11 protein-coding genes and 2 pseudogenes are annotated in these 9683 nt (G+C 62.1%); 10 read left to right on the top strand and 3 right to left on the bottom strand.

The window, feature by feature from the left end:
- Positions 1-52: 52 nt before the first annotated feature.
- The 8 genes and pseudogenes from QQJ98_RS19670 to QQJ98_RS19715 form a co-directional block, all read left to right on the top strand.
- A pseudogene (locus QQJ98_RS19670) lies at positions 53-1300 on the top strand (DUF2793 domain-containing protein); the annotation flags it as partial.
- A 10-nt stretch (positions 1301-1310) separates the two neighbouring features.
- Complete coding sequence (locus QQJ98_RS19675; protein ID WP_284326996.1) at positions 1311-1619, top strand: hypothetical protein; 309 nt, start codon at positions 1311-1313, stop codon at positions 1617-1619.
- Between the two features lie 71 nt (positions 1620-1690).
- A pseudogene (locus QQJ98_RS19825) lies at positions 1691-2346 on the top strand (YcbK family protein).
- A gap of 14 nt (positions 2347-2360) precedes the next feature.
- Positions 2361-2615, top strand: coding sequence for a hypothetical protein (locus QQJ98_RS19695; protein WP_284327000.1), 255 nt, complete (start codon positions 2361-2363; stop codon positions 2613-2615).
- Positions 2602-2769: a hypothetical protein gene (locus tag QQJ98_RS19700; RefSeq protein ID WP_284327001.1), complete on the top strand. Its 168-nt coding sequence runs from the start codon at positions 2602-2604 to the stop codon at positions 2767-2769. The genes QQJ98_RS19695 and QQJ98_RS19700 overlap by 14 nt, the downstream gene beginning before the upstream one ends.
- Before the next feature lie 171 nt (positions 2770-2940).
- Positions 2941-3756 (top strand): oxidoreductase, encoded by an 816-nt coding sequence (locus tag QQJ98_RS19705; protein ID WP_284327002.1) that lies wholly within the window; start codon positions 2941-2943, stop codon positions 3754-3756.
- A gap of 9 nt (positions 3757-3765) precedes the next feature.
- Positions 3766-4608: an alpha/beta fold hydrolase gene (locus QQJ98_RS19710; protein WP_284327003.1), complete on the top strand. Its 843-nt coding sequence runs from the start codon at positions 3766-3768 to the stop codon at positions 4606-4608.
- Positions 4609-4635: 27 nt separating this feature from the next.
- Entirely contained in the window at positions 4636-5640 is a 1005-nt protein-coding gene (locus QQJ98_RS19715; protein ID WP_284327004.1) for an NADP-dependent oxidoreductase, read from the top strand.
- A 49-nt stretch (positions 5641-5689) separates the two neighbouring features.
- On the opposite strand, the gene QQJ98_RS19720 is transcribed toward QQJ98_RS19715, so the two are convergent.
- Together QQJ98_RS19720 and QQJ98_RS19725 are read right to left on the bottom strand one after the other, a co-directional pair.
- Complete coding sequence (locus tag QQJ98_RS19720; RefSeq protein ID WP_284327005.1) at positions 5690-6253, bottom strand: TetR/AcrR family transcriptional regulator; 564 nt, start codon at positions 6251-6253, stop codon at positions 5690-5692.
- 152 nt (positions 6254-6405) lie between these two features.
- The gene (locus QQJ98_RS19725; protein WP_284327006.1) at positions 6406-7353 is read right to left on the bottom strand and encodes a GlxA family transcriptional regulator; all 948 of its coding nucleotides are present in this window, start codon (positions 7351-7353) and stop codon (positions 6406-6408) included.
- 98 nt (positions 7354-7451) lie between these two features.
- Here QQJ98_RS19725 and QQJ98_RS19730 point away from each other — a divergent pair, with 98 nt between their 5' ends.
- On the top strand, positions 7452-7994 hold the full coding sequence (locus QQJ98_RS19730; RefSeq protein ID WP_284327007.1) for a cysteine hydrolase family protein: 543 nt from the start codon (positions 7452-7454) through the stop codon (positions 7992-7994).
- Positions 7995-8000: 6 nt separating this feature from the next.
- On the opposite strand, the gene QQJ98_RS19735 is transcribed toward QQJ98_RS19730, so the two are convergent.
- Positions 8001-8858, bottom strand: coding sequence for an AraC family transcriptional regulator (locus tag QQJ98_RS19735; protein ID WP_284327008.1), 858 nt, complete (start codon positions 8856-8858; stop codon positions 8001-8003).
- A gap of 163 nt (positions 8859-9021) precedes the next feature.
- Here QQJ98_RS19735 and QQJ98_RS19740 point away from each other — a divergent pair, with 163 nt between their 5' ends.
- Positions 9022-9408, top strand: coding sequence for a nuclear transport factor 2 family protein (locus QQJ98_RS19740; RefSeq protein WP_284327009.1), 387 nt, complete (start codon positions 9022-9024; stop codon positions 9406-9408).
- Positions 9409-9683: the final 275 nt, after the last annotated feature.

Genomic DNA, 9683 nt, shown 5'->3' on the forward strand with positions numbered 1-9683 from the left:
TGCCTTCGAACAGCAGCAGAAACAGAAACTGCGAGGCGTCTAGCAAACTAGGGGCTATTCAACCGTCGTCAACATTGGCTCGGCCACGGCTGGGCCGGGGGCACGACGGTCGTGAACACCCCAACGCTAAACTTCGCAAATGCCGTCACACAGGATGGCATGTCGCAGGCGAACCTGACGGCTCAGCTCTTGGGCCTTGGTGGCGCGAAGGCCGACAGCTTCAACCGACTGTCGATGAACTCGCTAGCCGTCCTCTTGAACAACGCGGGCGCCGGGATCGAAGCCACCGTCAACAAGGCGGCGGCAGGGAACGATGCCGCCTTTGCTTTCAAGACGGGATTTTCTGCCCGCGCCCTGATCGGCCTCTTGGGTAACGACAACTTCAGCTTCAAGGTCAGCCCGAACGGGTCCAGTTTCTTCGATGCAATCGTGGTGGATCACACCAATGGTCAGGAGGAACTGCCGCAGCCGACCGTGCTGCCGGGTCTGAACGCCGAGCCTGCCCAGCCGCCCTCGGGCAAGACGTCGGTCTATGGGCGCAACCGCGCCGGTGCGCCGTGGATCGATGTAATGCGCCCCTCGGAGCGGGAATTTCCACTGCAGCCGCATTTCGGAATGAACCGTATTGCCGACTGGTCACCGTCAATAACGACGACGATCACTACTGAGGGTCTGCCCGTCACCAACGTCGGCACCGTGTCGCACCCCACATTAGCCGCCACCAAGCTCGCGGCCTCCATGCGGCGCTTGCGTCTGACATCGGCTGCGGTGGTGGATTCGGTGGCCGAACAACGCTAGGCCGGATGGGCCTGCTGGCGCGGCAATGCCGCGGGGCTTGGCGGCAGGACCTTCGTCACCAGGATATCCCCCTACTACCCTACAAGCGACCGGCATTGGGGTCTTTGGCCTCTACGGTTCCATCGCCGCGCTGGCCGTCAACCTGACGCTGGCCACGGTGATCAATGCGGTTGGCATCAGGCCCCAGCGTGGTACTCATGCCAACTGGCAGCTGGGCACAAATGACGGCACCGGCGCACCGAGCCTGACGGACATGGGCGCGGCATTTGCCATCGCAACTGGCGGCGTGCTGACCCTATTCATCCTGGCCCCTCCGAACGGATCGTCGGTCTGGGTCCCGGCGGTGAACGAAGTCACTGGCGCGATCTTTGAACAGGAGATCACCGCCGACCTGCCCGCCAACACCCAGTTTCTGTCGCCGCGCTTGTATCTGAACACCGGCGCCACAGCCGCCGCCGTCGTTTACGACTGCGCGGGCCTCTATCTCGAAGCGGACTATTGAAGCGATCATCATGACCGAACGCACCACCATTCTGGATGAGGTCGGTCAGGCCGTCCGCGAAAACGGCCTGACCGCCACAATCACCGCGCTGGTTGGCGGCAGTCTAGCCATCGCCGCCACCGTCAGCCGCAAGGCATTCACCAACGAGGAGATGCTGGAGCGGCTCGACCGGGAACTGCACCTCGGACGCGAGCGAACCGACAAGCAGCGCGCCAATGACCGCAAGACTGATGCTGACAGGCTGGAACGCATCGAGAACAACATCCGCCCCATGCGGGATGTTATGTTCGAGGCGTTCCAGCGCGGCCGCACAGACTGACCCACCTACCGACCACTGAAATCTGTCCCCCACCCGCCCCCGAGGCGGGTTTTGCATTTCTGGAGATCACCATGCCAACCACGACCTATGCCCATTTCCGCGACGTGCCTGAATCTGCCTGGCGCTGGCCCAGCTTCAGCTCGGCCGAGATCGCATGCCGCGGCACCAGCGCGATCGAGATCAACACCGAGGCGATGGACCAGCTTCAATCCCTGGCAACCGCCTCGGAAATCCGCTGATCGTTCGTTCCGGCTATCGCAGCCCCAGCCACAACCGCGCCGTGGGCGGGGCCCCGGCCTCCAAGCACATGCTGGGCACCGCCTTTGATATCGCCACGTCGAACCACGATCCGGTCGCATTCGCCGAGGCCACCCGCGCCGTTGGTTTCCTCGGGTTCGGCACCTATCCCCGCTCGGGCTTCATGCACATCGAGCTCGGACCAGCTCGTAGCTGGTGAGAACCCTTCGCCCTGCGCGCGACTCCCTTAGTGCCAGAAACCCAGCCTGCCCGCGAAGTGCTGGCCGACAGCCGCACTCTCAAAGGCGGTGGCGCTGCAGGCGTCGCGACCATCAGCGCCGCCGTTATCGAAGTCGCGCAGGAAGTCCTGGCGGAAACCCAAACCGCGATCCTGCCCTTAGTGCCTTATCTCGACAGGCTGCGCTGGGCGTTCATCGCTGTGGCGTTGTTCGGCATCGCCGTCGCGATCCATCCCCGGATCGATGACTGAAAGCGGGGCCAGCGATGACCGGCTGGATCATCACACTTCTCGCCAGCGGCCCGGCGCGCAAGACGCTGGGCCTCCTGCTGGCCGCCCTCACCATCGTCCTGTTCGAGTTGAACCTTTGCCGCGCCGATGAACGCGCAGGTCGGTTGGCAGTGCGGCTTTCAACATCGAAGAGAATCCATGAAATCCAACGCCAAATGCTGGACGCCACCAGCCGTCGCCCCGCTAATCGCGATGCTTTGGCTCAGCGTATGCGCGATGGCCAGTTCTGAAGGGCTGGCTCCCTACCCACCCGTGGTGGAGTACAGCGCAGCCGAGCAAATGCGCGCAGCCGATGAGGTGGGCGCGCTGGCGGAAGGTGCGACAATTGTCCGGATGCTTGGCGACTATGCCGTGCTGCGGGATCAAGCACGCGCTTGCCCGTAATCGCCTTGCCTAACACCATCAAGCGAAGGCGTTTCGACCTGCGATCCGCTCTTGACAATAATGATGAGTATAATCATAAACGCATAAAGATGATATGTGTCATCAAAAAAACATCAGCCACCAGACAAGGTGTCGGCAACTGGCGTCGATAGAGAATGAAGGGGAAAGACCATGGCCACGCTTGCATCGAAGACCGCGTTCATCACCGGGGCATCCAGCGGGATTGGCAAGGCTGCGGCTATTGCCCTGTCGCGTGCGGGCTACCGGGTGATCGGCACCAGCCGCAATGCGGCGGCGGATGAGGTGCGGGATGGCATCCGCATGATCGCCTGCGATGTGACGGATGATGCATCTGTCGCGCAGGCCGTGGCGCTGGCGCACAGCGAACTCGGCCGGATTGATCTGCTGGTGAACAACGCAGGCTATGCCGTGTCTGGTGCGGCCGAGGAAAGTTCTGTCGAGCAGGTGCGCGCGCTGTTTGACACCAACTTTCTGGGTGTGGTGCGGGTGACCAACGCGGTGCTGCCGATCATGCGCGCACAGGGGGGAGGGCGCATCCTGACCACGGGTTCGGTGATGGGTCTGATACCCGGCCCGTTCGGCGCCTATTACGCTGCCAGCAAGCACGCGATCGAAGGCTATTCGGAATCGCTGGACCACGAGGTGCGTGGGTTTGGTATCCGAGTGGCGGTGATCGAGCCTTGGGCCACCAAGACCGCAATCGAGGCGAACTCGCCCCAAGGGGACCGGCCCGTAGCAGCCTATGCGCAAACGCTGGCAAAGTATCGCACGGCCTTTGATGCAGCGATGGCGACGGGTGACGCGCCCGAGGCAGTGGCGGCGACAATTCTGGCGGCGGCGCAGGACCGGGCACCCCGGCTTCGCTATCCATCCGGCAAGGCGGCCAAGCAAACATCCTTTGCCCGTCGTTTCCTGCCCCGTGCGCTGTTCGACCGCACACTTCGCAAGCAGTTCAACATCGCCTGAAAGCCTATCATGACCGATTCATCCCGCTACATCGACGCCTCCAACCAGTTCATTTCCGTGAACGGCACCCGGCTGGCCTACCGCGAACTTGGACCCCGTGGCGGAGTGCCACTGGTGCTGCTGAACCACTGGGGCGCTGTGCTGGACAATTTTGACCCGGCGATAGTGGATGGACTGGCCGCCACGCACCATGTGATCGCCCTGAACTACCGGGGGATCGGCCTGTCGGACGGATCGGCCCCAGTGACGATTGACGAAATGGCCCGCGATGCGATTGCGACGATCCGTGCCTTGGGCTTTGACCAGATCGACCTGATGGGTTTTTCGCTGGGCGGCTTTGTCGCGCAGGATATCACGCTGAAAGCGCCCGAACTGGTGCGCAAGCTGATCCTGACCGGCACCGGGCCTGCGGGCGGGACCGGCATCGCACGGGTTGGCGCGGTGTCTTGGCCGCTGATCATCAAGAGCGTGCTGACGATGCGCGACCCGAAAACCTATCTGTTCTTCGCCGGCACCAAAACCGGCCGCGCGGCTGCCAAGGTGTTTCTGGCCCGACTGACCGAACGCAAGGCTGACCGTGACAAAGGCCCCTCACCGCGTGCCTTCTTGCGCCAGCTGGCTGCGATCAAGGCATGGGGCCTGCAGGACCCGCAGGATCTGGGGCGCCTCCGCATCCCGGTTCTGGTGGCCAACGGTGACAATGACATCATGGTGCCGACGGCGAACAGCCACGACATGGCCCGCCGCATCAGTGGTGCCGAACTGGTCATCTATCCCGATGCCGGCCATGGTGGGATCTTCCAATACCATGATCAGTTCGTGCCGAAAGCGCTGGCTTTTCTGGCCGCCTGATCTGTCAATTCATACCGGAGAAACCCAGTGAAAGCCTTTATCGTCGAGAAATACAAGAAGAAGGGTCCGATCCGTCTGGCCGATCTGCCGGAACCACAGGGCGGCGCGGATGATGTGCTGGTGCAGATCAAAGCCACTGCCATCAACCAGTTGGACAGCAAGATCCGCGACGGCGAGTTCAAGCTGTTCCTGCCCTATAAACCGCCGTTCATCCTTGGCCATGATCTGGCGGGAACGGTTGTGCGCGTCGGCGCGAACGTGCGGAATTTCAAAACCGGGGACGAAGTTTATGCCCGCCCGCGAGACCACCGCACCGGAACTTTCGCCGAAATGATCGCCGTGGACCAAGCCGATGTGGCGATGAAACCCGCCAGCCTGAGGATGGAACAGGCCGCATCCATCCCGCTGGTCGGGCTGACCGCTTGGCAGGCGCTGGTTGAGGTGGGCCGGGTAAAGCCGGGCCAAAAGGTGTTCATTCAGGCCGGGTCGGGCGGGGTTGGCACCTTTGCGATTCAGCTTGCCAAGCATCTTGGGGCAACGGTCGCCACGACAACCAGCACCGCGAATGTCGAACTGGTCAAAACCCTCGGCGCAGATGTGGTGATCGACTACAAACGCCAAGATTTTGAACAGGTCTTGTCGGGCTATGATCTGGTGCTGAACTCGCAGGACGCGGGAACCTTGGCCAAATCGCTGAATATCCTGAACCCGGGCGGGCAGTTGATCTCGATTTCCGGGCCGCCGGATGTGCCGTTCGCGCGGGCGCTGAAGCTGAACCTGTTCTTTCGATTTGTGATGCGGATGCTCAGCCGGGGAGTGCGGAAAAAAGCCGCCGCGCGCGGCGTTAGCTATTCGTTCCTGTTCATGCGCGCTGATGGGGCGCAATTGACCCAGATCGCGAAGCTGATTGATGCGGGCGTGATCCGTCCCGTCGTGGACAAGGTGTTCCCCTTTGCCCAAACGGCCGAGGCGTTGGCTTATGTCGAGACCGGGCGCGCCAAGGGCAAGGTCGTGGTCAAGGTCGCGGACTAAATCTTGAATCGGACCCAAAATGGGGGCCGCAGTGATGCGGCCCGCTTTGTTATTGTGCGGGGCCTTCGATGCGGGCGTGGCAATCAGCCCGGCAGATATCCAGAATCTCATCCGCCAGTGCCGACCCATCCGGGCAGGCCCGCGACAACACCACCGCGCCAACCGCCTGCGCCAACAGACTGATGGCCTGCGCACGGGCATCCGCGCGCCCGGCCAACCCCGTTTCAAGCGCTGCAAACAGCCCCGCGATGCCATCGCCGAACACCTTGCGCGTATCCTCGGGCAACCGAGCCGCCTCGCCACTCAGCGCCGCCGCAGGGCAACCCTGCCCTCGCGCATCGCGGTGTGCGCGGCTGACATAAGCGTCGATTACAGCGCCGACGCTGTAGTCGGCGTAGCGATCAGACGTCTCGACAAACCCTTTGGCAGCAGCCTCGGCAATCAGCGCCTCTTTGGATGCAAAATGATTGTAAAAACCCCCATGCGTCAGCCCAGCAGCCTGCATCAGGTCGGCAACGCCCACCCCGTCAAAACCCCGCTCGCGGAACATCTCAGACGCGATGGTCACAATCCGATCGTGGTTTTCCTGGCGCTTTTCCTTAGTGATCCGCATGTCGGGCCCTTTGCAACTGCGCACTTGCACGGGTATCACGCCCCAAAAGCAAGCGCCGCATTATTGCTGATGAATATCATCAATGCCACCTGAGATGCAAGGGACAGATCATTGCTCCTGCCCAGTCTCTGAATAAGTCGTGGCCCATCCCCTTAGCTTCGGAACCGCTGACGATAGTCACCCGGGGTCAGGCCAACGATGCGCAAGAACACCTTTCGGAATGCGCCGGGGTCGGAATAGCCGACCTCCCATGCCACCCCCTCGATCGGTTTCTGACCGAATCGCAGCAGCTCTTGCGCCTTGGCCACCCGCAGGCGTTGCGCATAATCCGTGGCGGTCAGCCCGGTGGCCTTTTGAAACCGCCGCAGGAAGGTCCGCTGCTCCAGCCCCGCGATCTCGGCCAACAGGCCAAGGGCTGCATCGCGGCCTTCGCTGGCTTGCAACGCATGTTGGGATTTCAGGATGGCCGCGTCGCCATGTGTCAATCGGGGCACGAAGCCACTGTAGTATCGTTGCTCCCGCCCCGGCGGATCGACCAGCATCATCCGCGCTGTGGCGGCCATGGTGATGGGGCCCAGAAAGCGATCCACCAGTTTCAGCCCCAGATCGGTCCAGGCCATCAACCCGCCCGCCGAGAGGATATCGCCCCCGTCGATGATCAGGCGGTCTGCATCAACCTTGGCGTCCGGAAAGCGGTCCTGCATCGTTTGTGCATGGGTCCAGTGGGTGGTGACGGCCCTCCCGGCCAGAAGCCCGGTTTCGCCCAGCAGGAACGCCCCCGCACAGACCGAAGCCAACACGGTGCCTTCGGCATGGCAGGCCCGCAGCCAATTGGTCAACGGCGCGGCAGCGGCGGCGGTGATGGGTTGGGCCAGTGACGGCGGCAGGATCAGGACATCGGGGCGGCTGTTGGGTGCGGGATCGCTGGCAAAGACCAGATGCGGCGTGCCGTCTTCCAACGTCAGATGCTGCACGCACATGCGGGGAACAGCTGATGTTTCGCCTGCGATTTCATCGGCAAGCTGGAACAGATCAGTCAGGCCCAGCACGGCCGACATCTGCGCATTCGGGTAAAGCAGGATACCGATGCAGATCGTCATTGTCGATATTGCCCCTGATTCTGTCGATATCGCCAATCGCTGCATCATGGCCCCGCAGCCATATTGGGCGCAAGGAACAAACCCCGAAAGGAAATCCCATGTCGAAACGCGCCATTCTGGTCGTTGACCTACAAAACGAATACTGGCCCGGCGGCAACCTGCCGCTGCATGGCATTGACGCCGCCGCCGCAAACGCCGCCCGCGTGATGGCCCATGCCCGCGCCAAGGGCGATCTGGTGGTGAACATCCGCCACGAAGCCCCCGGCGCGCCGTTCTTTGTGCCAGGCAGCGAAGAGGCCAAGATCCACGCCACCGTCCTGCCGCAGGGCGATGAGCCGGTGGTGACAAAGAACCACCCCAACTCGTTCCGCGATACCGGGCTGAAGGCGCTGCTGGATCAGCACGGCGTGACCGACTTGGTCGTGGTGGGCGCCATGAGCCATATGTGCGTCGACGCCACCACCCGCGCCGCCCATGATCTGGGCTACAAGACCACAACCATCCACGACGCCTGCGCCACGCTGGACCTTGCGTTTGACGGCGTGGCCACCCCCGCTCCGCAGGTCCATGCGGCGCTTATGGCGGCGCTGGCGTTTTCTTATGGCGAGGTGATCAGCACCGACGCTTTCCTCGCACGCTGAGACCCCCTAACCCCGGTTTTCGGCGCGGAACCCGGCGGGCGTCAGCCCGGTTTCGCGCCGAAAGAACTTGGCGAAATTGGTCGCCTCGGCAAAGCCCAGACCTTCGGCGATCAGATAGATCGGCCGGTCGGTATGGGCCAAAAGCCGCTTAGCTTCCAAGGTGATGCGGGCGGCAATGACCGCCTTGGCGTTCTGGCCGCTTGCCTCGCGCGCGGCGCGGGTCAGGCTTTTCTCGGTGCAGCCTAGCACATCGGCATAGCTGGCCACTTGGTGCCAGCGCATGAAGTGCTGATCGACCAGCTTCCGGAACCGAACAAACCGTTGCAACCCCTGACTGCGAGGCGGCTCGGCCGCGATCTTGTGATCATGCACCATGCATAGCCGCAACAGAACTGCGCACAGTTGATACCGCAACAGGGCATGAATGTCCTGCGGCGACGCGGTGCGCGTGGCGTCCTGCTGCATTCTGGCAAGCATTTCATAAGTCGCGTCAAAGTCCTGCGCGCCCAGCACCATATGTTCGGGCAATTGGTCAAGGCCCAGCACGGGAAGCAGGTCGGCGGTGGTCTGCGCATCGGACGGCAGGAATTCCGACCGGAACAGCACCAGCCAGCCGTCCCAGTCCTGACCATCCCCCAGACCATGCACCTGACCGGGCCGCAGGACCAACAGCGATCCTGGGGCACACGGGACCGGCTGGAAATCCACCCATTGGGTGGGGTGACCATGGGTGACACAGACCAGCATGTAAAAGTCATAGCGGTGCGGGGTGCGTATCTCCTTGGCCGAGGTGCGCTGCCTCAGATCGGATACCTTGAACACCTCGACATCCAGCGCGCGCCCATGCGGCTGGTAGGCGAACACTGGGGTATCCTTGCGGGCCCCTCGCACCGCTGATTGTCCGTTTAGTATCATCTTTCAGCTCCATCCGACCACGACAGGCGACAATGTATCACTTATCTACCGCTCTACAGATCGGCGCAACCATCAGCAGCGACTTCCCATCTCAAACTCCATGAGGATCAAAATGACCAACATCGACATCGCCAAGGCCTATATCAAAGCTGTGCAAACGGGCGATCAGGCGGCCCTTGGCGCGCTGATTTCCCCGGAAGTGATCTGGCACCAGCCAGGCAACAACCAGTTTTCCGGCACCAAGAACGGCATCGCCGAATTCGGGGCAATGTTCGGGGCCATGATGGGTGTGTCGGGGGGCAGCTTTGGCATCACCGGGGCGCATCGGTATATGGCCAACGGTGACATGGTCGCCATCGAGATTGAGTTTGCAGCTATGCGCAACGGTGCCACACTGAAACAGCCCGGCATCGACATGCTGCGCATCGCCGGTGGCCAGATTTTCGAGGTTTGGCTGTTCTCGTCCGACCCCGCGCAGGAAGACGCGTTCTGGGGCTGACAGATCACTCTGCGGGCGTCGATCACCATTCGGCGCCCCGAGCGATCTCAACTAAGGGAAGCGGTTCTGTGGTCGGTCCGGCGCCGCCCCTATGCCTTTCGGAAGACCACAACGCAAAAAGCCCCCACTTTTCAGGGGGACCCGCAAAACGTTGAGGTGGCGTTGAGGTAAAACGACGAACGCTATACGCAAGCGAAACGCTCAACATTGAAGCCTTTGATCTGTCTGGTATTTTTGGTTGCGGGGACAGGATTTGAACCTGTGACCTTCAGGTT

This window comes from Cypionkella aquatica, from assembly GCF_030161095.1.
Lineage (GTDB): Bacteria > Pseudomonadota > Alphaproteobacteria > Rhodobacterales > Rhodobacteraceae > Cypionkella > Cypionkella aquatica.

Excerpts from the sequence above, each read along its gene's own strand:
- QQJ98_RS19695 (WP_284327000.1), top strand. The coding sequence starts at position 2,361 with ATGACCGGCTGGATCATCACACTTCTCGCCAGCGGCCCGGCGCGCAAG.
- QQJ98_RS19730 (WP_284327007.1), top strand. The coding sequence starts at position 7,452 with ATGTCGAAACGCGCCATTCTGGTCGTTGACCTACAAAACGAATACTGG.
- QQJ98_RS19740 (WP_284327009.1), top strand. The coding sequence starts at position 9,022 with ATGACCAACATCGACATCGCCAAGGCCTATATCAAAGCTGTGCAAACG.
- QQJ98_RS19675 (WP_284326996.1), top strand. The coding sequence starts at position 1,311 with ATGACCGAACGCACCACCATTCTGGATGAGGTCGGTCAGGCCGTCCGC.
- QQJ98_RS19725 (WP_284327006.1), bottom strand. The coding sequence starts at position 7,353 with ATGACGATCTGCATCGGTATCCTGCTTTACCCGAATGCGCAGATGTCG.
- QQJ98_RS19700 (WP_284327001.1), top strand. The coding sequence starts at position 2,602 with ATGGCCAGTTCTGAAGGGCTGGCTCCCTACCCACCCGTGGTGGAGTAC.
- QQJ98_RS19710 (WP_284327003.1), top strand. The coding sequence starts at position 3,766 with ATGACCGATTCATCCCGCTACATCGACGCCTCCAACCAGTTCATTTCC.
- QQJ98_RS19705 (WP_284327002.1), top strand. The coding sequence starts at position 2,941 with ATGGCCACGCTTGCATCGAAGACCGCGTTCATCACCGGGGCATCCAGC.
- QQJ98_RS19720 (WP_284327005.1), bottom strand. The coding sequence starts at position 6,253 with ATGCGGATCACTAAGGAAAAGCGCCAGGAAAACCACGATCGGATTGTG.